This window comes from Streptomyces sp. TLI_185 (assembly GCF_003814765.1).
Classification (GTDB): Bacteria; Actinomycetota; Actinomycetes; order Streptomycetales; family Streptomycetaceae; genus Streptomyces.
Genome location: NZ_RKRB01000001.1, coordinates 4,445,512 through 4,467,404, shown reverse-complemented (window position 1 = coordinate 4,467,404; position 21,893 = coordinate 4,445,512). Strand labels below are relative to the sequence as shown.

General features: G+C 70.8%; 19 protein-coding genes. 10 read left to right on the top strand and 9 right to left on the bottom strand.

The features are described 5' to 3' along the window. Positions 1-8: 8 nt before the first annotated feature. Both EDD92_RS20365 and EDD92_RS20360 read left to right on the top strand, forming a co-directional pair. Positions 9-2,765: a bifunctional YncE family protein/alkaline phosphatase family protein gene (locus tag EDD92_RS20365; protein ID WP_123965644.1), complete on the top strand. Its 2,757-nt coding sequence runs from the start codon at positions 9-11 to the stop codon at positions 2,763-2,765. 115 nt (positions 2,766-2,880) lie between these two features. Continuing rightward, the gene (locus tag EDD92_RS20360; protein ID WP_123965643.1) at positions 2,881-3,156 is read left to right on the top strand and encodes a DUF1876 domain-containing protein; all 276 of its coding nucleotides are present in this window, start codon (positions 2,881-2,883) and stop codon (positions 3,154-3,156) included. Between the two features lie 108 nt (positions 3,157-3,264). Here EDD92_RS20360 and EDD92_RS20355 read toward each other — a convergent pair whose 3' ends face one another. The 6 genes from EDD92_RS20355 to EDD92_RS20330 all read right to left on the bottom strand — a co-directional run bounded on the left by EDD92_RS20355 (position 3,265) and on the right by EDD92_RS20330 (position 8,045). Continuing rightward, entirely contained in the window at positions 3,265-4,425 is a 1,161-nt protein-coding gene (locus tag EDD92_RS20355; protein WP_123965642.1) for a serine hydrolase domain-containing protein, read from the bottom strand. A gap of 34 nt (positions 4,426-4,459) precedes the next feature. Beyond that, positions 4,460-4,909: an organic hydroperoxide resistance protein gene (locus tag EDD92_RS20350; protein WP_123965641.1), complete on the bottom strand. Its 450-nt coding sequence runs from the start codon at positions 4,907-4,909 to the stop codon at positions 4,460-4,462. Between the two features lie 113 nt (positions 4,910-5,022). Continuing rightward, positions 5,023-5,493: a MarR family winged helix-turn-helix transcriptional regulator gene (locus EDD92_RS20345; protein ID WP_123965640.1), complete on the bottom strand. Its 471-nt coding sequence runs from the start codon at positions 5,491-5,493 to the stop codon at positions 5,023-5,025. Then, positions 5,490-6,251 carry an energy-coupling factor ABC transporter ATP-binding protein gene (locus EDD92_RS20340; RefSeq protein WP_123965639.1) on the bottom strand — a complete coding sequence of 254 codons (762 nt, stop codon included), beginning with the start codon at positions 6,249-6,251 and terminating at the stop codon, positions 5,490-5,492. Before EDD92_RS20340 ends, EDD92_RS20345 begins: the two co-directional genes overlap by 4 nt. Continuing rightward, complete coding sequence (gene cbiQ, locus EDD92_RS20335) at positions 6,239-7,000, bottom strand: cobalt ECF transporter T component CbiQ (RefSeq protein WP_123965638.1); 762 nt, start codon at positions 6,998-7,000, stop codon at positions 6,239-6,241. Before cbiQ ends, EDD92_RS20340 begins: the two co-directional genes overlap by 13 nt. A 1-nt stretch (position 7,001) precedes the next feature. After that, positions 7,002-8,045: an energy-coupling factor ABC transporter permease gene (locus tag EDD92_RS20330; RefSeq protein ID WP_123965637.1), complete on the bottom strand. Its 1,044-nt coding sequence runs from the start codon at positions 8,043-8,045 to the stop codon at positions 7,002-7,004. Positions 8,046-8,243: 198 nt separating this feature from the next. Here EDD92_RS20330 and EDD92_RS20325 point away from each other — a divergent pair, with 198 nt between their 5' ends. After that, positions 8,244-8,591, top strand: coding sequence for an SsgA family sporulation/cell division regulator (locus EDD92_RS20325; RefSeq protein WP_030941924.1), 348 nt, complete (start codon positions 8,244-8,246; stop codon positions 8,589-8,591). Between the two features lie 88 nt (positions 8,592-8,679). Here the strand turns inward: EDD92_RS20325 and EDD92_RS20320 are convergent, their stop codons facing one another. The 3 genes from EDD92_RS20320 to EDD92_RS20310 form a co-directional block, all read right to left on the bottom strand. Next, the gene (locus tag EDD92_RS20320) at positions 8,680-10,353 is read right to left on the bottom strand and encodes a penicillin-binding transpeptidase domain-containing protein (RefSeq protein WP_123965636.1); all 1,674 of its coding nucleotides are present in this window, start codon (positions 10,351-10,353) and stop codon (positions 8,680-8,682) included. A 99-nt stretch (positions 10,354-10,452) separates the two neighbouring features. After that, positions 10,453-12,081 carry a penicillin-binding transpeptidase domain-containing protein gene (locus EDD92_RS20315; RefSeq protein ID WP_123965635.1) on the bottom strand — a complete coding sequence of 543 codons (1,629 nt, stop codon included), beginning with the start codon at positions 12,079-12,081 and terminating at the stop codon, positions 10,453-10,455. Between the two features lie 119 nt (positions 12,082-12,200). Then, entirely contained in the window at positions 12,201-13,940 is a 1,740-nt protein-coding gene (locus tag EDD92_RS20310) for a dolichyl-phosphate-mannose--protein mannosyltransferase (protein WP_123965634.1), read from the bottom strand. A gap of 161 nt (positions 13,941-14,101) precedes the next feature. On the opposite strand from EDD92_RS20310, the gene rsmI reads away from it, so the two are divergent. The 7 genes from rsmI (at position 14,102) to EDD92_RS20275 (ending at position 21,788) form a co-directional block, all read left to right on the top strand. Beyond that, a complete protein-coding gene (gene rsmI / locus EDD92_RS20305) occupies positions 14,102-14,962 on the top strand; it encodes a 16S rRNA (cytidine(1402)-2'-O)-methyltransferase (protein ID WP_123965633.1) in 861 nt (286 codons plus the stop codon). Between the two features lie 246 nt (positions 14,963-15,208). After that, the gene (locus EDD92_RS20300) at positions 15,209-15,619 is read left to right on the top strand and encodes a hypothetical protein (RefSeq protein ID WP_123965632.1); all 411 of its coding nucleotides are present in this window, start codon (positions 15,209-15,211) and stop codon (positions 15,617-15,619) included. 46 nt (positions 15,620-15,665) lie between these two features. Continuing rightward, positions 15,666-16,559, top strand: a complete 894-nt coding sequence (locus tag EDD92_RS20295; protein ID WP_123965631.1) for a TatD family hydrolase — start codon at positions 15,666-15,668, stop codon at positions 16,557-16,559. 164 nt (positions 16,560-16,723) lie between these two features. Next, on the top strand, positions 16,724-18,118 hold the full coding sequence (locus EDD92_RS20290; RefSeq protein ID WP_123965630.1) for a resuscitation-promoting factor: 1,395 nt from the start codon (positions 16,724-16,726) through the stop codon (positions 18,116-18,118). Positions 18,119-18,342: 224 nt separating this feature from the next. Then, positions 18,343-19,389, top strand: coding sequence for a 16S rRNA (adenine(1518)-N(6)/adenine(1519)-N(6))-dimethyltransferase RsmA (gene rsmA, locus EDD92_RS20285; protein ID WP_260326622.1), 1,047 nt, complete (start codon positions 18,343-18,345; stop codon positions 19,387-19,389). Further along, positions 19,386-20,285: a 4-(cytidine 5'-diphospho)-2-C-methyl-D-erythritol kinase gene (locus EDD92_RS20280; RefSeq protein WP_123965629.1), complete on the top strand. Its 900-nt coding sequence runs from the start codon at positions 19,386-19,388 to the stop codon at positions 20,283-20,285. Before rsmA ends, EDD92_RS20280 begins: the two co-directional genes overlap by 4 nt. A gap of 441 nt (positions 20,286-20,726) precedes the next feature. Then, positions 20,727-21,788, top strand: coding sequence for a peptidoglycan recognition family protein (locus tag EDD92_RS20275; protein ID WP_123965628.1), 1,062 nt, complete (start codon positions 20,727-20,729; stop codon positions 21,786-21,788). Positions 21,789-21,893 lie beyond the last annotated feature (105 nt).

The window sequence follows — 21,893 nt, the reverse complement described above, 5'->3', positions numbered from 1 at the left end:
ACAGCTCCGTGCAGGTAACACGCCAGCGTCGGATCAACGAGAAGGATCAGGTCAACCTCTTCGGCAGACGCGTCGGCCGCCGCGCCCTGCTGGTCACGGCGGGCATCGCGGTCGCCCTCGGCGTCACGGGCACCGCGGTCGCCTCCACGTGGCAGTTCGGCACCCAGCAGGTCGCCGACGAGACCGCGAACGGCCAGGTCATCTCCAGCGACCAGTACATCAAGCCGTACGGCAGCCGCAGCGTCATCAACGACGGCAAGATCATGTCGTCGACGGTCAGCCCGGACGGCAGCCGGCTCGCGGCCTCGGTCGCCGACGGTGACGCCTCGCTGGTCGTCATGGACATCGCCACCGGTCAGGTGATCCAGAAGGTCGGCACCAACGCGGCGGACGACCTGCGCATCAAGAGCGGCTCCGTCGGCCAGGAGGGCCCGACGTACTCGCCCGACGGCACGCAGCTGTGGCTCGGCCAGACCGACGGCTACACCAAGTTCACCGTGGGCGCCGACGGCACCCTCTCCAGCCCGGTGAGCGTCCCGATCCCGGCCGACGGCACCAAGCACGCGCTCGTGGGTGCTGCGGTGTTCTCGGCCGACGGCTCGACCGTGTACTCCGCGGTCAACGGCCAGAACCGGGTCGTCGCCATCGACGCGGCGACCGGAACCGTCAAGCAGAGCTGGGCCGTCGGCAACGCCCCCCGGGGCATCGCCCTGGTCGGCGGCAAGCTCTACGTCAGCAACGAGGGCGGCCGTCCGGCCAAGGACGGCGAGACCACGATCAACTCCTACGGCACCCAGGTGCCCGCCGACCCGGACACCGGCGCCACCACCACCGGCACCGTCAGCGTCATCGACACGGCGGACCCGTCCGCCGCGGTCGGCAGCATCGACGTCGGCCTGCACCCGACCGCGGTGTACGCGAACAAGGGCGCGGTGTTCGTCACCAACACCGCCGACAACAGCGTCTCGGTCATCAGCACGGCCAAGGACAAGGTCGTACAGACCATCGCCACCCAGCCCTGGCCGGAGGCGAAGGTCGGCTACGAGCCGAACGCGGTGACGCTCGCCGACGACGGCCGCCTGCTGGTGACGCTCGGCCGCGCCAACGCGGTCGCCGTCTACCGGTACAAGTCCCCGCAGGAGCCCGCCCGTTACGTCGGTCTGCTCCCGACGGACTACTTCCCCTCGGGGATCGCCACCGTCGGCAAGAACGTCGTCGTCTCCAACACCCGCGGCATCGACGCCCGCCGCCCCACCGCCGCCTCCGGCCACGGCACGCACGACACGACGTCGAGCCTGACCCAGTTCACGCTGCCCGACGACAAGACCGTCAAGGCCCAGACCGCCAAGGTCTTCAAGCAGAACGGCTGGACGCCCGGCTCGGTCACGACGGCCGGCGGCAAGACCTCCGGGAAGGCCCTGCCGGTCCCGCTGCGGCTCGGCGACCCCTCGACGATCAAGCACGTCTTCCTGCTCGTCAAGGAGAACCGGACGTACGACCAGGTCTACGGCGACCTGCCGCAGGGAGACGGGGACCCCTCGCTCACGACGTTCGGCGAGAACGTGACGCCGAACCAGCATGCGCTGGCCGAGCAGTTCGGGCTCTACGACAACTTCTACGACGTCGGCACGAACTCCGCCGAGGGCCACAACTGGCTGATGCAGTCGGACAACCCGGAGTACACCGAGTCCTCAGCCGGCGAGTACCAGCGCAGCTACGACACCGAGAACGACGCCCTCGGCCACCAGAAGTCCGGCTTCATCTGGAGCGGCGCGCAGGCGGCCGGCAGGTCGGTCAAGGACTTCGGCGAGTTCCAGTCGCTGGAGACCAAGCCGGCCGGCGCGAACTGGCAGAACCTGTACTGCGACAGCAAGAACATGGAAGCCACCGGGGCGCAGACCCAGTACCCCATCCAGACCGGCTCGGCGATCCCCTCGCTCAACAAGGTGTCCGTGCAGGGCTTCCCGATGTTCGACCTCGACGTCCCGGACATCTACAAGGAACAGATCTGGAAGCAGGACTTCGAGAAGAACGGTCCCGCGAACCTGAACATGTTCTGGTTCTCCAACGACCACACGGGCGGCCCGGCCAACGCGGCGGCCGAGGTCGCGGACAACGACCTCGCGGTCGGCCGGATGGTCGACGAGATCTCCCACAGCAAGTACTGGAAGGACTCCGCGATCTTCGTCGTCGAGGACGACTCCCAGAACGGCCTCGACCACGTCGACGGCCACCGCGCCCCGGTCCAGATCATCAGCCCCTGGGCCAGGCACGACACCGTCGACAGCCACTACTACTCACAGATCACGATGGTCCGCACCGTCGAGCAGATCCTCGGGATCCACCCGATGAACCAGCTCGACAGCGCGGCCACCCCGATGTACGGGGCGTTCTCCCTGAAGCCGGACAACACGCCGTTCACGGCCGAGCCCAACCGGACCTCGCTGACCCTCGGCGTGAGCCCCCAGCCCACCTGCGGCTCGGACACCCCGGCCCCGCAGGACCGCACCGCGGCGGCCGCTCCGACCTCCGCCACGGTCCCCGAGGCCAAGCAGGATCTCGCGGCCGAGTGGAAGACCTGGGCCTCGCACCAGCGGCTGACCGGCCCGCACGCCGTGCCCGACTACGCCAACAACGAGCAGATGAACCGCTACACCTGGTACCAGACCCACAACTGGACCAAGCCGTACCCCGGCGACAAGAAGGTCTACGCGCCCGCCGACGTGCCGGGTGCCTACCTCCCGTCGGCTGAGAACGACGGCTGATGCAGCCCTCTCGCGCCGACAGACCCCGGGCCGACATCAGTGTCGGCCCGGGGTCTGCGTGCATCCGCGGGCCCGTAGGAGCACTCTGGAAGCAGGTCTTCCGGAGGTGATCGTCATGATGCACACCGCAGTGGGATGGCACGTCGAGCTGGAGTTCCAGGAGGACGAAACGCACACGCGGGCGGTCGCGCTGGTGCGCCTGTCCGACGGGACCGAGGTAAAGGGCCACGGCCACGCGAGCCGCCACCACACCGACGCGAATCAGCCACGGGTGGGTGAGGAGATCGCCGGCGCGCGGGCGCTGAACGAACTCGCCATGCAGCTGCTGACGAAGGCGCATGGGGAGATCGACTCGGCGTCCGGGCGGACGTCGCACTCGATCAACGTCTGAGGCTGCGCGCCCCGGGGTGCCGGGATGCGTCGGTCGGCGTCTGCGGGGCCGTCGTGGTTGCTCGCGCCCACGCGGCGGAGCCGCACATCGACACAGCCCCGCGCCCCTTCAGGGCGCGGCCGCCCGCACCGCCCGGACCAAGGCCTGCGCCCGTGGGTCCGCTGTCACGGACTTGCGGAAGCCGTTCGTCACATAGCCGAAGGCGATGCCCGAGTCGGGGTCGGCGAAGCCCAGGGCGCCGCCGCGGCCCGGGTGGCCGAAGGAGGTGGGGGACAGGAGCGGGGATGCCGCACCGTGGAGCATGTAGCCGAGGCCGAACCGGGTGTGCACGACCAGCACGCGGTCCGGCCCCGCGCTGCGTTCGGTGCGGGCCAGCTCCACGGTCTCCGGTGTGAACAGCCTTGTTCCGCCGTCCACTTCGCCGATCAGGGAGGAGTAGAAGCGCGCCAGGCCCTCCGCCGTCGCGATGCCGTTGGAGGCGGGCAGGGCCGCGGCGCGATAGGCGGGGTCGTTCTCGTCGGGCAGCGGGGTGATCGCGGCGAAGGCGCGGCGGGTGAGGGAGCCGGGGTCGGCATAGGCCTCGGAGACCGCGCGCTTGGGGCGCGTCCGCAGACCGTGCGGGTCCGCCGGGGGGTCGACCTGGGCCACCCGGCCCACGCGCGCCTGCTCACCCGACGGCAGCCCGAGCCACAGGTCCGCCCCGACCGGCCCGGCCATCTCGTCCGCGATCCACTCGCCGACGGTGCGTCCCGTGATCCGCCGCACCAGCTCGCCGGTCAGCCAGCTGTACGTCTGCGCGTGATACCCGTGGTCGGTGCCCGGCTCCCAGGCCGGTGCCTGCGCCGCGACCGCCTCGGCGCCGAGGTCCGGGTCCGCGGCCTGGGCGGGTGTGAGCGGGCGGTCGAGGACGGGCACTCCGGCGCGGTGGGCGAGCAGGTGCCACACCCGCGTCCGCTCCTTGCCCGCCGCCTTGAACTCCGGCCAGTACTCGCCGACCGGCGCGTCCAGGTCCAGCTCCCCGCGCTGCTGCAGCAGCAGGAGTACGGCGGCGGCGACCCCCTTGGTCGCCGAGCGCACGATCTGGGCGGTGCCGTGCTCCCAGGGGGCCGTGCCGTCGACGTCCTTTGTGCCGCCCCACAGGTCGACGACCTTGTGCCCGTCGCGGTAGACGGTGACGGCCGCGCCCCGGTCCCCGAGCACCTCGAAGTTCCGTACGAACGCTTCCCTGACCGGCTCGAAGCCCTCGGCCACTGTGCCGTTCACGTCCACGCCCGTGCTCCTCCTGCCTGTGTGTACTCCCTACTCACCCAAGCAGAATCGTCACGTCGATGTTCCCGCGGGTCGCGTTCGAGTACGGGCAGACCTCGTGCGCCGCGTCCACCAGCTTCGCCGCGACGTCCTGGTCCAGCACCGGGAGCGAGACGCTGAGGGCGACCGCGAGGCCGTAACCGCGCTGCTTGTTGGGGCCGATGCCGACCTTCGCGGCGACCGTGGAACCGGTGAGGTCGAGGCCGGCACGGCGGCCGACCAGCACCAGTGCGTTGTGGAAGCAGGAGCTGTAGCCGGCCGCGAACAGCTGCTCGGGGTTGGTGCCGTCGCCGTCGCCGCCCAGCTCCGGCGGCATCGCGACCTTGACCTCGATCTGCCCGTCCTGGCTGGTGACGTAGCCCTCCCGGCCGCCGTGTGCGGTCGCCTCGGCGACGTACATGATTTTCGTCGGTCGGGTGTCGACGTCGGTGAGTTCGTCACCCATGGCGCTCATGGTTGGCCCCCCAGAACGAGTGCGCGCAAGTACATCGTGCACAAGGTACTGGCTGGTAGTTCAGCAGGCGTTACCAGGGGGTAGCAACCGGGGGTAACCCGAGATCAGCGATTCGTGGCTGCTTCGGCCCTCGCCGCCAGCCGCCAGAGCTCCTCGCGCAGCCGTGCGACCTCCGGTGCGTCGAGCCCCGTCGCCGCGAGCAGCGCGCCCGGTACGCACGCCGCGCGCTCCCGCAGTTCCTCCCCGCGCCCCGTGCATGCGACCAGCACCGAGCGCTCGTCGTGCGCCGCGCGCTCGCGGCGCACCAGGCCCGCCGCCTCCAGCCGCTTCAACAGGGGCGAGACCGTGCCGTAGTCGAGCCGCAGCGCCGTCGCCAGCTCCTTGACCGGGATCTCGCCGCGCTCCCACAGGACGAGCAGGACCAGGTACTGCGGGTAGGTGAGGCCGAGTTCGTCGAGGAGCGGGCGGTAGGAGGACGTCACCGCGCGCTGGGCCGCGTACAGCGCGAAACACAGCTGGTCGTCGAGCAGCAGCGAGCCCTCGGGGCCGGTCGCCGTATGGTCCTCGTTCGTCACGCGCCCATTGTCACGGACCGCGGGTCGAAACCGAAGGGCAGCTCCAGCCGGTGGGCGCGCATCAGGTCCTCGTCCGAGAGCAGCTCGGCCGTCTTGCCGTCCGCCGCGATCACGCCCTCGCTGAGGATCAGGGAGCGCGGGCACAGTTCCAGGGCGTAGGGCAGGTCGTGCGTGACCATGAGGACGGTGACGTCCAACGAGCGCAGGATGTCGGCCAGTTCGCGCCGGGAGGCCGGGTCGAGGTTGGAGGACGGCTCGTCCAGGACGAGGATCTCCGGCTCCATGGCGAGGACGGTCGCCACGGCCACCCGGCGCCGCTGTCCGAAGGAGAGGTGGTGCGGGGGGCGGTCCTTGAACTCCGCCATGCCGACCTGCGTGAGCGCCCGGTCGACGCGCTCCTCCAGCTCCGGCCCCTTCAGTCCGGCCGCCGCAGGCCCGAAGGCCACGTCCTCGCGGACCGTCGGCATGAACAGCTGGTCGTCCGGGTCCTGGAAGACGATGCCGACCCTTCGGCGGATCTCCGCCATGTGCTGCTTGCCGACGGGCAGCCCGGCGACCGTGACCGAGCCCGCGCCGCCGGTCAGGATGCCGTTGAGGTGCAGCACGAGGGTCGTCTTGCCGGCACCGTTCGGACCGAGCAGCGCGACCCGCTCGCCGCGCCCGATGGAGAAGTCGACGCCGAACAGGGCCTGGTGGCCGTCGGGGTAGGCGAAGGCGAGGCCGGAGACCTCGAGAGAAGGAGTACTCACAGGGTCCATCCCAGCAGGCAGACGACGAGGGCGGCGAAGGGGAGCGCGAGGGCGTACGACCACTGCGCCCGGGACGCGGTCACCTCGTCGATCACCGGCATCGAACCGGCGTAACCGCGGCTGACCATGGCCAGGTGGACGCGCTCCCCGCGCTCGTAGGAGCGGATGAACAGGGCGCCGGCCGACTTCGCGAGCACGCCCCAGTGCCGCACGCCCCGTGCCTCGAAGCCCCGGGACTCCCGCGCGATCCGCATCCGCCGCATCTCGTCCGTGATGACGTCGCCGTAGCGGATCATGAAGGACGCGATCTGGACCAGGAGTGGCGGGAGCTTCAACCGCTGCAGGCCGAGGAGGAGTTCGCGCAGTTCGGTCGTGGAGGCCAGCAGGACGGACGCGGCGACACCCAGCGTGCCCTTCGCGAGCACGTTCCAGGCGCCCCACAGGCCGTTCACGCTCAGCGAGAGGCCCAGGACGTCCACCCGCTCGCCCTCCGCCACGAACGGCATCAGCACCGCGAACGCGACGAACGGCACCTCGATCAGCAGCCGCTTGAGCAGGAACCCGGCGGGCACGCGCGCGAGCTGCGCGACGACCGCGAGCAGCACGGCGTAGGCGCCGAACGCCCACACCGCCTCCCGCGGCGTCGACACCACGACCACCACGAACGCGAAGGCGGCGGCGAGCTTGGTGTGCGGCGGCAGGGCGTGCACGGGGGAGTGCCCGTGCCGGTAGAGCCTGTGTGCGTGCCCGGCGCCCATGTCAGACGCCCCTGCCGACAGGAGAGGCGTCGGTCGTACGACGCCTGCGCACCACCCAGAACACCGTGCTGCCCGCGACGACGGTCACGCCGACGCCGATCACCCCCGCGAGGCCTCCGGAGAGGCGGGCGTCCGCCACGTCCTTGACGCCGTAACCGGCGAGCGGGGAGCCGTCAGAGGCGTGCTTCTGGGCCCTGCTGTCGATGCCCTTGTCGTGGGCGACCTTCTCCAGGCCGTCGGGGTTCGAGGAGGCGTAGAAGCTGACGAAGCCCGCCAGGACGAGGGAGGAGACCAGGCCGGTGATCCACAGGGCGCGGCGGGACGTGCGCGCCGCGACGGGCGCCGGGCGCGCTGGGGCGTCCACGAGTTCGCCGTTCACACGCAGCTTGAGTTTCTGCTCCAGGCCGCGCGCGCCGTACACGAGATCCGGGCGTACGGCGATCACCGCGCCCACCGTCAGCCCCGTGATCGCCGCCTCGCCGATCCCGATCAGCACGTGTACGCCGATCATCGCGGTGGCGACCTTGCCGAGGGAGACGTCCGTGGTGCCGCCGACGGCGTAGATCAGCGTGAAGGCGAGCGCTGCGGCCGGGACCGACAGGAGCGCGGCGACGAAGGAGGCGACCGTGATCGAGCGGCGCCTGCGCGGGAGCACCTTCACCAGGCCGCGGAAGACGGCGTATCCGACGACCGTCGTGACGATCGCCATGTCCGTGATGTTCACGCCGAGCGCGGTCAGGCCGCCGTCCGCGAAGAGGATGCCCTGCATCAGCAGGACGACGGACACGCACAGGACGCCGGTGAAGGGGCCGACGAGGATCGCGGCGAGCGCACCGCCGAGCAGATGGCCGCTGGTCCCTGCCGCGACGGGGAAGTTCAGCATCTGCACCGCGAAGATGAACGCCGCCACCAGTCCCGCCAGTGGCGCCGTCCGCTCGTCCAGCTCGCGGCGGGCGCCGCGCAGGCTCACCGCGACGGCGCCCGCGGCGAGGACGCCGGTCGCGGCGGAGACGGGGGCGTCGATGAATCCGTCAGGCACATGCACCGTTCGATGATAGTGCCTTGTTGCGAACCACTTGCAAGAGCGACTTGCTCGTCCGTGGTGCACAGTTCCCTGCGCATGAGTTCCCTGTGCATGTGAACTGTCCGACGCCAAGGGGCGTGCTCGGGAAAATATGGGACATTAGGAGGGGGTGGACGCACAGGTTCCACACAGGACACGCAGCGTGAGAGGGCCGTCACGATGTCTGTAGTCGAGCAGTACGCACGAGCCCACATAGTCACGGATGCGGCGGTACCGGAGGACGAGACCGTCCCGGTGGTCCTGCGCTACGACCCCGAGGTCGACCCGCGTGAGGTGCGGGTCGGGTTGCCCGGGGTGGACGAGTGGAGCTTCTCGCGTTCCCTGCTGGAACAGGGGCTGCGGGCGCCTGCCGGCAGCGGAGAGGTGCGGGTGTGGCCTTGCGGCCGAGTGCAGGCGGTTGTCGAGTTTCACTCGGCGCAGGGCGTTTCGGTCGTGCAGTTCGAGTCGAAGACTCTGCTGCGGTTCCTGCGTCGCACGTATATGGCTGCGGCGCCTGTTGGTCGCTGAGTGTTCGTCTGCCGCGCCATTGTGGCTGGTCGCGCCCACGCGGCGGAGCCGCATATCGATACAGCCCCGCGCCCCTTAATGCCGCTGATCAGCCGCCCAGCTTCAGAAGTGCCGCCACGATGGGCCCTGCCGTGTCGCCTCCGTGGCCGCCCGCCTGGACGACACCCGACGCGGCCAGGTCGCCGCAGTAGGCGGTGAACCAGCCGTTCGGCTTCTTCTGGCCGTCGACCTCGGCCGAGCCCGTCTTGGCGCCGCAGCCCGACATGCCCGCCATCGCCTTGGCCGCCGTGCCGTAGGAGGCCGTGTAGGACATGACCTCCTTCAGCTCGGCCTGCGTCTTCGACGACATCGTGCGCGAGGCCTTCGCCAGTGTGCGGTGGTCCACCGACGGGGCGACCAGGTACGGCTGGTGGAAGGTGCCGGTCGCCACCGTCGACGACACCGACGCCATGTTGAGCGGGTTCATCCGCACCCCGCCCTGCCCGATCAGCGAGGCGCCCATCTGTGCGCCGCTCATCACGGGGACCGAGCCGTCGAAGGTCGGGACGCCGATGGCCCAGTTGTTCAGGCCGAGGCCGTAGACCTGCTGGGCCTCCTGCGTCAGGTCACTGTTGGACAGCTTCGGCGCGAAGTTGATGAAGGCGTTGTTGCAGGAGGCCCCGAAGGCCAGCTTGAACGAGCCCTGCTTGATCTCGGAGTTGTCGTCGTTGTGGAACGTCCAGCCCGCGAGCTTGTACGTCTTGGGACAGGGGTGCGACTGGTCGGGGTGGACGAGGTTCTTCTCGAACAGCATCGTCGAGGTCACGATCTTCATCGTGGAGCCGGGGGCCAGAGAGCCCTGGAACGCCACGTTGAAGCTGGGGCTGTGGTTCGCGACGGCGAGGATCTCGCCGGTCGACGGGCGCATGACGACGACCGAGGACCTGTCCTTCGCGGCGACCTGCTTCTCGGCCGCGGCCTGGAAGACCGGGCTCAGCGTCGTGTTCACCTTGCCCGGTGTGCCCTTGGTCAGGGTCAGCAGCGTCTTGTCGGACAGCTTGGCCTTCTGCGAGGCCTTGCCGCGCACCACGTCCAGCTCGACGCCCGCCTTGCCGCCGGCGGTCTTGCCGTACTTCTCCCGCAGACCGTCCAGGACCGGGCCGAGCGAGGGGTACTTGGCGGTCGTCAGCTCGCCGCCGTGGCGGTCGTACGCCTTGACCGGCGGCGTCCCGGACTCGCCGGTGACCAGGGTGTCGCCGTCCTTCAGGTCGGGGTGGACGACGGAGGAGTGCCAGTCGACGTACGGCTTGCCGTCCTCCTTCTTGCGCACGACCGTCAGCGCACTCTGGTACGAGAGCGGCAGCTTGGTGCCCTTGTAGGAGACCGTGCCCTTGACGGTGAAGGGGACCTTGTCGCCGGTGCGGGTGCCCTCGGTGAGGGTGGCGCCCGTGATGTGGGCGTCCCTGGTGAAGCCGGTCAGCAGGGTGGTGGCCGCCGCCGGGTCGTTCGTGGCGGCGGCGGCCTGCGTCACCTTGCCCTGCTGCCAGCCCGTGAGGAACCGCTCGGCCGCGGTCTGCACCTCGGTCGCGGACAGCGGACCGGTCTTGACCTTGGGCTTGTCGTCGGTGGACGAGGACGTCGCTGTCGACCGGTCGTCGGCCGCCGAGCCGCCGGTCAGCGCGTAGACGCCGACTCCGGCGCCGACGACCACCACGGCGATCATCCCGCCGACCACGGCGGGTTTGGTCTTCCGTCGCTCGGCGACGCGCCTTCTGTTGCCCACTGTTCCCGTTCCTCCGAGAGATCCCCAGGGTCCCCGTTGCCCACATCCATCCCAACCAACGACGGCAACAGCCTAGAGTCCCGTCCTCAACGGGTGACTTCAGGAGCCGGTCCGTAGCACAGCTGCGACAATCGGCCCGGCCGCCGTGCCGCCGTGGCCGCCCTCCTCGGTCATGGCCGCCGCCGCGAGGTCCCCGCTGAAGCCCGTGAACCAGCTGTTGGACACGGCCTGTCCGTCGACCTCCGCGGAGCCGGTCTTCGCGCCGATGTCCCCGTGCAGTCCGGCCATCGCTTCCATCGCGGTGCCCTGGGTCGCGGTGAGATGCATCATCTGCTTGAGCTGCGCGGCGGTGCTCGCGGGCAGGCCCTTCGCGGTGGCCAGTTGACGGTCGTCGAGCTTCGGGGAGACCAGATACGGCTGCCGGAACGCGCCGGTGATGGCGGTCGCGGTGACCGATGCCATGTTCAGCGGGCTCATCTGGACCTGGCCCTGGCCGATGGCGTTCGCCGCCCGGTCCGGGCCGCTGACCGCGGGGACCTTGCCGTCGAAGGAGACGATGCCGGTCTTCCAGTTGTCCTGGCCGAGCCCGAACCGGTCCTGGGCCTCCGCCGTCAGCGAGGAGTCCGTGAGCGGCTTCTCGTCGATGAGTTTGATGAACGCCGTGTTGCAGGAGCGCAGGAAGCTGTTGGCGAGGGTGGCGTTCTCGTTGGGCTTCATGTTCTTGAGGTTCTTGAAGGTCTGTCCCTGCCATACGGCGTCCGGAGTGCAGGGTGCCGGGCCGTTCATCGAGGTCACGCCGTTGTCGATGAGCATCGCGGCGGTGATGATCTTCATGGTGGAGCCGGGCGCCACCTCGCCCTGGAAGGCCGCGTTGAACTGGTCCTTGCGGTGGTTGGCCACCGCAAGGACCTCACCGGTGCTGGGCTTGACGGCCACCACCGAGGACTGGGCGAACTTCTTCACCGCGGTTTCGGCCGCCGCCTGCGCACTCGCGCTGATCGTGGTCTGCAGCTTGCCGGCCCTGCCCTTGGCGAGGGTGAGCAGCGAGGTGTCGCCCGCGTCCGGGGACTGGTGCTTGATCGCCAGCTCGACGCCGGGGGTGCCGCCCGCCTTGTCGCCGTACCGTTCGCGCAGGGTGTCCAGGACCGGGCCGAGCGAGGGGTACTTCTCCTTCGTCAGTACGGCCCCGTTCCGGTCCACGGCCTCGATCGGCGGGTTCGCCGCCTCGCCGGTGAACAGGGTGTCGCCCTTCTGCAGCTGCGGATGGACCACGGACGGCCGCCAGTCGACCAGCGCGCGCCCGGTGGTCTTCCCGCGCACGACGGTCAGCTCGCTCTTGTAGGTCAGGGGCTTGGACTTGCCCTCGTAGGACACCGTGGCCCTGACCGTGTAGGGGACCGTCGCGCCGTTCGCCGTACCGGGCGTGATCTTCACGCCGGTGATGTGCGCGGCGTCGCTGTAGGAGGTCAGCAGCGGTTCGGCCGCCGCGTCGTTGTTCGTGTACGTCGCCGCCTGGGCCGCCCGGCCCTTCTCCCAGGCCGCGAAGAACTTGGCCGAGGTCTCCTTGATCTCGTCGCTGCTCGGCGGACCGGTCTTCACGGACCCCGATCCGTCCGACCCCCCGTCGCCGTTCAGCGCGGACACGATGTTGTACGCGCCGTATCCGGCGCCGCCCACCATCACAGCGAAGACGCTGCTGATGACGGCGACCTTTACCCCCTTGGCCATGAAGGGTCCCCTCCCCGTTCCCCGTTGGTGCTCGCACTGTATGTGGCGTGAGGGGGAGCTGTGAGGGGTGTTTCCGTATGTTGTCCGATCGGAGACGCAGAAGGGACTCAGAAGGTCCGCTATACCCAGGTATCCAGCCACATACGTGAACGCCAGTCGTCGATCGGGATGGCGGTCCCGGTGTACAGCGGCCAGAAGTAGATGAAGTTCCAGGCGATCAGCAGGACCAGGACGCCCGCTCCCGTCGCTCCCGCGACCCGGCGGGTGTCGCTCGACCCCGGTGGCCCGATGACCGCGCCCAGCAGCATCGCCACCGCCAGACAGAGGAACGGCACGAAGACGACGGCGTAGAAGAAGAAGATCGTCCGCTCCTGGTACAGGAACCAGGGCAGATAACCGGCCGCGATGCCGCAGGCGATGGCGCCCGCCCGCCAGTCGCGGCGCAGCAGCCAGCGCCACAGGATGTACAGGACCGCGAAGCACGCCACCCACCACAGCAGCGGGGTGCCGATCGCCAGGACCTCGCGGGCGCACTTCTGGCCCGCGTCGACGGGGCAGCCGTCCTTGCCGGGCGAGGGGGACTCGTAGAAGTACGAGACCGGGCGGCCGTCGACGATCCAGCTCCAGGGGTTGGACATGTAGGTGTGCGGCGAGTGCAGGTTGCGGTGGAACTCGTAGACCTCGTGCTCGTAGTGCCACAGGCTGCGCCACCAGTCGGGGAACAGCCAGGTCCAGTTGCCGCCCTTGCCGTCGGTGGCGGCCCAGTTGCGGAAGTAGCCGCCCTTGCCGTTGGTGGGGGAGAGGATCCAGCCGGTCCAGGAGACCAGGTAGGTGACGAGCGCGACCGGGACCGTGGCCACGAACGTGACGGCCGCGTCCGGCAACACGGCCTTGTAGGGGTTCCCGGCGCCCGCCACCTTGCGGGAGCCGATGTCCCACAGGACCGCCATCAGGAAGAACGCGACCATGATGTACAGGCCGTTCCACTTGGTGCCGATGGCCAGGCCCAGCATCAGGCCCGCCAGCCAGCGCCACGGACGCCAGCCGAGACGGGTGGTCTCGGCGATGTGCGCGTCCGGGCGGACACGGCCGTCGGCGTCGGGCCGGAGGGCGGCCGCGAGTTTCTCGCGCGCCTTGTCACGGTCGATGACCAGGCAGCCGAACGCGGCCAGCACGAAGAACATCAGCACGCCGTCGAGCAGCGAGGTGCGGGCCATCACGAAGGCCAGCCCGTCGACCGCCATCAGCCCGCCCGCGAGGCAGCCGAGGAAGGTCGAGCGGAAGATACGGCGGCCGATGCGGCACAGCATCAGGACCGACAGCGTGCCCAGCAGCGCCGTCATGAAGCGCCAGCCGAACGGGTTGAACCCGAAGAGCAGTTCCCCGAGCCCGATGACGTACTTGCCGACCGGCGGGTGCACGACGTACGCCGCGTCCGTCGGGATCGTGACGTGCCCGTTCAGCGCCAGGATCTGGTCGTTGGCGTTCTTGTCCCAGTTGACCTCGAAGCCGCGGTGGACGAGCGCCCAGGCGTCCTTGGCGTAGTACGTCTCGTCGAATATCACTGCCTTCGGGCTGCCCAGGTGCCAGAACCGCATCACGCCTGCCATCAGCGTGACCAGCAGCGGACCGCCCCAGGCCGACCAGCGCGTGATCCGCTCGGCGAGCGCCGGCGGCGCCCCGAGGACCTGCCACACCCGCGGACCGGGCTGCACGTACGGCGGCACCAGACGCTCGCGGACGTCGCTTCTCGGCCCGGCCGTGTAGCCGAAACGGCGCAGCCGCTGCTGCCACGACGGCCGCTGGTCCTGCGGGCTCTGGCCTTGCCGGGTGTCCGGGGAGGACGCGGTACTGGTCACCGCGCCATCGTAGGGAACCGTTCTGTGTGAGTCCCGTGCATGGGCCCTGCCGTGACATTCACGTCGTCCGCCCGCGGGGCAGGCGGGAATGTCACGGCAGGGCCCCGGGCGGTAAGGGCTCGGATGCGTCCCCATCGGTGTGCCCCTGGGAGGATGGGGGCGTGACCGGAACCCTCGTACTCGCAGGCACCCCTATCGGCGACATCGCGGACGCGCCGCCCCGGCTGGCAGAGGAGCTGGCGGGGGCCGATGTCGTCGCCGCCGAGGACACGCGGCGGCTCAGGCGGCTGACGCAGGCGCTGGGCGTCACGCCCAAGGGGCGGATCGTGTCGTACTTCGAGGGCAACGAGACCGCCCGTACGCCCGAACTCGTCGAGGAACTCGTCGGCGGTGCGCGTGTGCTGCTCGTCACGGACGCCGGGATGCCGTCCGTGTCCGACCCCGGGTACCGGCTGGTCGCCGCCGCCGTCGAGAAGGACATCCGGGTCACCGCCGTGCCCGGTCCCTCCGCCGTGCTCACCGCGCTCGCGCTGTCCGGGCTGCCCGTGGACCGCTTCTGCTTCGAGGGGTTCCTGCCGCGCAAGGCGGGGGAGCGGCTGACGCGCCTGAAGGAGGTCGCCGAGGAGCGCCGGACCCTCGTCTACTTCGAGGCCCCGCACCGCCTCGACGACACCCTCGCCGCCATGGCCGAGGTCTTCGGGGCCGAGCGGCGCGCCGCGGTCTGCCGGGAGCTCACCAAGACGTACGAGGAGGTCAGGCGGGGCGGGCTCGGCGAGCTGGCCGCCTGGGCCGCCGAGGGTGTGCGCGGTGAGATCACCGTGGTCGTCGAGGGCGCGCCGGAGAAGGGGCCCGGGGAACTCGACGCCGCCGAGCTGGTGCGCAGGGTGCGTGTGCGGGAGGAGGCAGGGGAGCGGCGAAAAGAAGCCATTGCGGCGGTTGCGGCGGAGGCCGGGCTGCCCAAAAGGCAGGTGTTCGACGCGGTTGTGGCCGCGAAGAATGCCAATTCGGCAAGTGGTTCGTGAGATTTTCGTGAAGTGGGCCACACCCCCTCTGAGCAGGGCGCATCTCGCCTGAGCAAGCGCCCCACAAACAGGCAAAGCAAGGTCGTGAAAAGCAAAGCCCAGACCCCCTGACCGGGGTCGCTGTGGCAAGGAAAATCCAAATCGGGTCCAACAGTCGACAGGGCTGATGCATTCGCTCCGCCGGAAGCGTCCACTGGTTGAAGGGACGCACCCGTCCCTTGGTCCAGCAGATCAAGAGGAGCTGGCATGAGCGAGATCGCAGGGCAGTCCGGCCTCCGCGGCGCGGCCACCGCAGTCGTCCACGAGTCGTACTCCTTCGCCTGCATGCGCTGCGGGCACGGCTGGGAGCAGTCGTACGAGATAGAGCACCACAACGACGCCGAGGGCCACGAGTTCGTGATGTACGTGGCCGAGGGGCAGGTCGTGCCGTCTCCGCTGTCCAAGCCCACCTGCCAGAACTGCGACAGTCACGTCGTACGGATCATGCGACCCGGGCAGGTCTCGTCGGTGCGCGACGCGGTGCACAAGCAGCAGCGGCGGACACCGCAGACCGAGGCCCAGGAGGCCGCGGCCGAGGGCGCCGGGGCCGGCGAGCGGGGGGACCACCACTGGCATCTCTCCGATCTCCTGCACCCCTTCCACCGCAAGGCGAGCTGACAGCTCCGGCGGCGGGGCGGGCATGCCCCTTTCGTAGGATCGGAGCATGCCCTCCTCCAGCTCCAGTGAGAAGACCGCCGAGAAGCAGGCGCCGCCGCTCCCGGAACCCCTCCGGGTGGCCGTCGCCGACTCCCACACCCACCTCGACATGCAGTCCGGCACGGTCGAGGAGGGCCTCGCGAAGGCCGCTTCGGTGGGCGTGACGACGGTCGTGCAGGTCGGCTGCGACGTGGCCGGCTCGCAGTGGGCCGCGAAGGCGGCGGGGCTGTACGAGGCCGTCCACGCGACGGTCGCCCTGCACCCCAACGAGGCGCCGCGCATCGTCCACGGAGACCCCGACGGCTGGTCCCGGCAGGGCGCGCGCGAGCCGGGGGGCACGGCGGCGCTCGACGAGGCGCTCGGGCAGATCGACGCGCTGGCCGGACTCACCCAGGTCAAGGGCGTCGGCGAGACGGGCCTCGACTACTTCCGCACCGGCCCCGAGGGCAAGGAGGCGCAGGAGGCCTCCTTCCGCGCCCACATCGAGATCGCCAAGCGGCACGGCAAGGCCCTCGTCATCCACGACCGCGACGCCCACGCCGATGTGCTGCGCATCCTCAAGGAGGAGGGCGCCCCCGAACGTACGGTGTTCCACTGCTACTCCGGGGGCGCGGACATGGCTCAGGTGTGTGCCCGCGCCGGGTACTTCATGTCCTTCGCCGGCAATGTCACCTTCAAGAACGCCCAGCAGCTGCGGGACGCGCTCGCCGTGGCACCCCTGGAGCTGGTCCTGGTGGAGACCGACGCGCCCTTCCTGACACCGGCGCCGTACCGCGGACGGCCCAACGCCCCGTATCTCATTCCGGTCACGGTGCGCGCCATGGCCGCCGTGCGCGGCATCGACGAGGACACGCTGGCGACGGCCCTCGCGGCGAACACGGCCCGCGCCTTCGACTACTGACCGTAGTCGTTCATAACCCTCCGGTAACGCCGGTGAGGGATCGGCTTCTCGTCGATCGTGACTTTCTGTGATCACGCCGCTTTGGAGAGTGATACGGGCTCCGCTAGGTTCTGGTGCCCGATCCGGACCCCTCTGGACCCCTACGGCCCCTGGAGCGTGTCGGCGTGAGCAACTCGCAGTACTCGCAGTACTCGCAGTACGGGACGCATGAGGCGTACGACCCGGCGTATCCGCCGGCGTACGCCTACGACGTGCACAGCGCGCAGACCCTGGCCTACGGGGTGCCCGGGGCGTACGAGGACACGTACCGGCCCGCCTACGAGGCGGCCCAGGTACCCGAGCCGCCGCTTCCGCGGCAGGTGGGGAGCGCGGCGGGCGAGGAAGTGCCCGCGCCCGCCGCGCGCGCCGGAACGGGACGCAGGCGCCGGGCCGCACGCCGGCGCAGGGCGCGGCCCATCGAGCTCCCGGACGGCTCGATGCGCCGGCTGCTGCCGCAGGCGCTGGTCGTCGCCTTCCTGGCCGGCGGCACCACCGCCTTCGTCGCCAAGGACAAGGCCATCGAGCTGAACGTCGACGGCAAGCCGCGCACCCTGCACACCTTCGCCGACGACGTGACCGAACTGCTCGCACAGGAGAGCGTCGACGTGGGGGCGCACGACGTGGTCGCGCCCGCCCCCGGCACGGCGATCAGCAGCGGTGACGAGATCGTGGTGCAGTACGGGCGCCCCGTACGGCTCACCATCGACGGGCACCGGCGCGAGGTGTGGACGACGGCGCACACGGTGCAGGAGGCGCTCGAGGAGATGGGGGTGCGGGCGCAGGGCGCGTATCTGTCCGCCGCGCGCTCCCGGCACATCGGACGCGCCGGGCTCTCGCTCGACGTGCGGACCGAGCGCTCCGTGACCGTCATGGCCGACGGTCACGCTCGCATGGTCCGTACGAACGCGGCGACCGTGCAGGAGGTCGTCGAGGAGGCCGGGATCTCCCTGCACGGCGAGGACACCACCTCCGTCCCGGCGGACAGCTTCCCGCGCGACGGGCAGACCGTCACCGTGCTGCGGGTCACCGGCACCAAGGAGGTCCGTGAGGAGGAGATCCCGTTCAAGGTGCAGCGGGAGGAGGACCCCGGGCTGTTCAAGGGGACGGAGGTCGTCGACCGGGTGGGGCAGCCGGGGCTGCGGCGGATCACGTACTCCCTGCGCATCGTCAACGGCGTCAGGCAGAAGCCCCGCCTGGCCGGCTCCGAGGTGGTGCGCGAGCCGCAGCCGCAGATCGTGAAGGTGGGCACGAAGCCGCTCCCGACGTCCGTGCGCGGCGCCGACGACCTCAACTGGAAGGGCCTCGCGGCCTGCGAGTCGGGCGGCCGCCCGCACGCCGTCGACCCCTCGGGAACCTACGGCGGCCTCTACCAGCTGGAGGAACGCACCTGGCAGAGCCTCGGCGGCAGCGGCCGCCCGCAGGACGCGTCCCCGGCGGAGCAGACGGCCCGCGCGAAGAAGCTGTACGTCCGCCGCGGGGCCAGCCCCTGGCCGCACTGCGGGGCCCGGCTGCACGGGTGAGGGGGCGCTGCCGCTGTTGGCTGCGGGGCGCGTCGGCACATACGCCGTCCGTAGCTGCGGGCCGGTGGGGGCTGGTCGCGCAGCGCCCCAAAGGGGCGCGGGGCTGTTGTCGATATGCGGCTCCGCCGCGCGGGCGCGACAAGCCACGACGGGCCCGCAGGCGATCAACGGCCAAACGCGGCACCGAGCGAACCGCTTGGTTGCCGCCACGTACCCTTGTCGCCGTGAGCAGCAGCCCCACCCCCGACGCCCTCCTGGGCCCCGCCGACATCCGCGAACTGGCGGCAGCCCTCGGCGTCCGCCCCACCAAGCAGCGCGGTCAGAACTTCGTGATCGACGCCAACACGGTCCGCCGTATCGTCCGCACCGCCGGGGTCCGCCCGGACGACGTGGTCGTCGAGGTCGGCCCGGGGCTCGGCTCCCTCACCCTCGCTCTGCTGGAGGTCGCGGACCGCGTCACCGCCGTCGAGATCGACGACGTACTGGCCGGGGCCCTGCCCGCCACCATCGCGGCCCGCATGCCCGAGCGCGCCGACCGTTTCGCGCTCGTCCACTCGGACGCGATGCACGTGACCGAGCTGCCGGGCCCCGCCCCGACCGCGCTCGTCGCGAACCTCCCCTACAACGTCGCCGTCCCCGTCCTCCTGCACATGCTCGAGACCTTCCCGAGCATCGAACGCACCCTGGTGATGGTCCAGTCGGAGGTCGCCGACCGCCTCGCCGCCGCACCCGGCTCGAAGGTGTACGGCGTCCCGTCCGTGAAGGCCAACTGGTACGCCGAGGTCAAGCGGGCCGGCGCCATCGGACGCAACGTCTTCTGGCCTGCGCCGAACGTCGACAGCGGCCTCGTCTCGCTGGTCCGCCGCACCGAGCCGCTCAAGACCACCGCCTCGCGGCGCGAGGTGTTCGCCGTGGTCGACGCGGCGTTCGCCCAGCGGCGCAAGACGCTGCGGGCCGCGCTGGCGGGATGGGCCGGGTCGCCCGCGGCGGCGGAGGCGGCGCTCGTCGCCGCCGGGGTGTCGCCGCAGGCGCGCGGGGAGGCACTGACGGTCGAGGAGTTCGCGCGCATCGCCGAGCACGCCGAGCGCCCCGGAGGCGCCGGGGGCGCGAAGCCGGGCGAGCGCACCGGGCGCGCCGGGTCTTCCGAGCCCGCCGGGAGCGCCGGGTCTCCTGGGCCCGCCGGGTCTTCCGAGGCCGCCCCGTCTGCCAAGCCCGCCGACACCCCGGCGGCCGCCCAGCACGCCGTACACAAGGAGCCCGGTCAGAAGTGAGCGTCACCGTCCGCGTCCCCGCCAAGGTCAACGTCCAGCTCGCGGTGGGTGCGGCCCGCCCCGACGGCTTCCACGACCTGGCCAACGTCTTCCTGGCGGTCGGCCTCTACGACGAGGTCACCGTGACGCCCGCCGACGAGCTGCGCATCACATGTGAGGGACCGGACGCCGACCAGGTGCCCCTGGACGAGACGAACCTGGCGGCGCGCGCGGCCCTCGTGCTCGCCCGGCGGCGGGGCATCGAACCGGCCGTGCACATCCACATCGCCAAGGACATCCCGGTCGCCGGGGGCATGGCGGGCGGCAGCGCGGACGGCGCGGGTGCGCTGCTGGCCTGCAACACGCTGTGGCAGGCGGGCGCCTCCCGGACCGAACTCCTCGCCATCTGCGCCGAGTTGGGCAGCGATGTGCCGTTCAGCCTGGTGGGCGGCGCGGCACTGGGCACCGGGCGCGGCGAGCAGCTGCGCACGCTGGAGGTCGGCGGCACCTTCCACTGGGTGTTCGCGATGGCCGGCCGCGGGCTGTCCACCCCGGCCGTCTTCCGCGAGTTCGACCGGCTGGCGGCGGGGCTCGAGATCCCCGAGCCCGTCGCCTCCGAGGAACTTCTGCGCGCCCTCGCCAAGGGCGACCCGGATGCTCTCGCCGCGGCCGTCTCCAACGACCTGCAGCCCGCCGCCCTCTCCCTCTTCCCCGAACTCGCCGACACCCTCGCCGCGGGCACCGCCGCGGGCGCCCTCGCCGCGCTGGTCTCCGGCTCGGGCCCGACCACGGCCTTCCTCGCCCGGGACCCGGAGTCGGCGGCCGAGGTGGCCGAGACGCTGCGCAGTTCGGGCACCTGCCGGACGGTACGCACGGCGTCGGGACCCGCAGCCGGGGCGACGGTACTCAACGGCTGACCGCCGATCGCCGCCCGACCGACCCTCAACCGATGGGGCGCCTTACCGCAGGATGCGGGCCCGCATGCCCGGCGGGTGAAACGCGCGGAGCGCGGGCCGGGGCCGGCCCGCCCGCGCCGGCCCGCCCGCGCCTCCGCGCCGATCACGCGCCACCAAAGGAGCGGCGCCGGTGCGTGACGCAGAGGGGCGGGGCCCGACGCGGCACCGCGACGCCGTACGCGATCTTCGCCCGATCTCCACACGAACGTGCCGGATTTCCACGTGGATGTACTGCAATCGCAGTACTGACGGGGCCGGTGGGGCCAATAGGGTCGGTTGAGCTTTCAAGCGCCCGGTGTGGCGCGTCTACGCCAACTGCACAGCCGAAGGGTCACGCACGTGTCCGAATCCCCCACGCCCACCCCTGCCCACCGTAGGAAGCGCTCTCTGTCCCGTCGTGGTGTGATCGGTGCCGCCGCGGCCGTGGCCGGCGCGGCCGCCGTGACCCCGGCGGTCTTCGCGGCCACGGACTCCGGCTCCGCTGACGGTGACGGCACCGGCTCCGGCTCCGGAACCGGTGGCTCCGGTACGACCCCGGAGAAGTTCCCCGCCACCCGGACCGAGGCCGCCACCGGTACCGGCGAGGCCACCACCGCCTTCGCCGCCTCGTACGTCGGTGTGCGCTGGTCCGGTGCCAAGGAAGGCGCCGCGATCCGCCTCGCGGACGGTGGCTGGCAGACCGTGACCGCGGGCTGCTCGGCCGTCGAGGACGGGGGCAGCGCGCTGGTAGCGGCCCAGAACGCCACCGCCTACGAGGTGAAGGCGTCGGGCGGAGTGTCCGACGTGTCCTCGCTGGCGATCGACGTCACCGACGGCCCCGGCCGCACCTTCCACGTGCCCAGCGAGCCGACACGCGTACGTGGTGTGCGCTACCTCTCCCGCCCGGCCTGGGGCGCCGACGAGTCCAAGCGGTACAAGGACGGCAAGGTCAACTCGCCCGAGAAGTACTACCCGTTGCAGATCATCACGGTCCACCACACCGCCACGCCGAACAACGATCCCGACCCGGCCGCGACGGTACGCGCGATCTATGAGCTCCACGCGATCACCAACGACTGGGGCGACATCGGCTACCACTTCCTCATCGACGAGTCCGGCACCGTCTACGAGGGCCGTTACTCCGGCGACGACGGCATCCCCGCCTTCAACCCGGACGGCGACCTTGTCACCGGCTTCCACTCCGTGGGCTACAACTCCGGCGCCCTCGGCATCGCCCTCATCGGCACACTCACGGAGAACGGCCCCACGGACGCGGCCAAGGAGTCCCTGATCCGGCTGATCAAGGTGATCTGCCGCTTCAAGGGCCTCGACCCCCAGGCGAGGGTCACCTATGTGAACCCCGTCAACGGCACGAAGAAGGACACGAACACCATCGGCGGGCACCGCGACTACTTCGCCACCGAGTGCCCCGGCCAGGTGATGTACGACCTCCTCGGCGAGATCCGCGCAGCCGCAGCTCGCTGATCTGCGGTGATCCGCCGTGGGATCGGTCACCGACCGGCGCACATTAGGCTGGGAGGCTGACCCCCGCGGCGGAGCCGCATGTCGAACAGCCCTCTGGGCAGGAGC

What these genes read in the sequence shown, in the direction of transcription:
- EDD92_RS20325 (WP_030941924.1), top strand. Translation starts at nt 8,244, where the DNA reads ATGTCTGTAGTCGAGCAGTACGCACGAGCCCACATAGTCACGGATGCG.
- EDD92_RS20360 (WP_123965643.1), top strand. Translation starts at nt 2,881, where the DNA reads ATGATGCACACCGCAGTGGGATGGCACGTCGAGCTGGAGTTCCAGGAG.
- EDD92_RS20315 (WP_123965635.1), bottom strand. Translation starts at nt 12,081, where the DNA reads ATGGCCAAGGGGGTAAAGGTCGCCGTCATCAGCAGCGTCTTCGCTGTG.
- EDD92_RS20350 (WP_123965641.1), bottom strand. Translation starts at nt 4,909, where the DNA reads ATGGGTGACGAACTCACCGACGTCGACACCCGACCGACGAAAATCATG.
- EDD92_RS20300 (WP_123965632.1), top strand. Translation starts at nt 15,209, where the DNA reads ATGAGCGAGATCGCAGGGCAGTCCGGCCTCCGCGGCGCGGCCACCGCA.
- EDD92_RS20295 (WP_123965631.1), top strand. Translation starts at nt 15,666, where the DNA reads ATGCCCTCCTCCAGCTCCAGTGAGAAGACCGCCGAGAAGCAGGCGCCG.
- cbiQ (WP_123965638.1), bottom strand. Translation starts at nt 7,000, where the DNA reads ATGGGCGCCGGGCACGCACACAGGCTCTACCGGCACGGGCACTCCCCC.
- EDD92_RS20340 (WP_123965639.1), bottom strand. Translation starts at nt 6,251, where the DNA reads ATGGACCCTGTGAGTACTCCTTCTCTCGAGGTCTCCGGCCTCGCCTTC.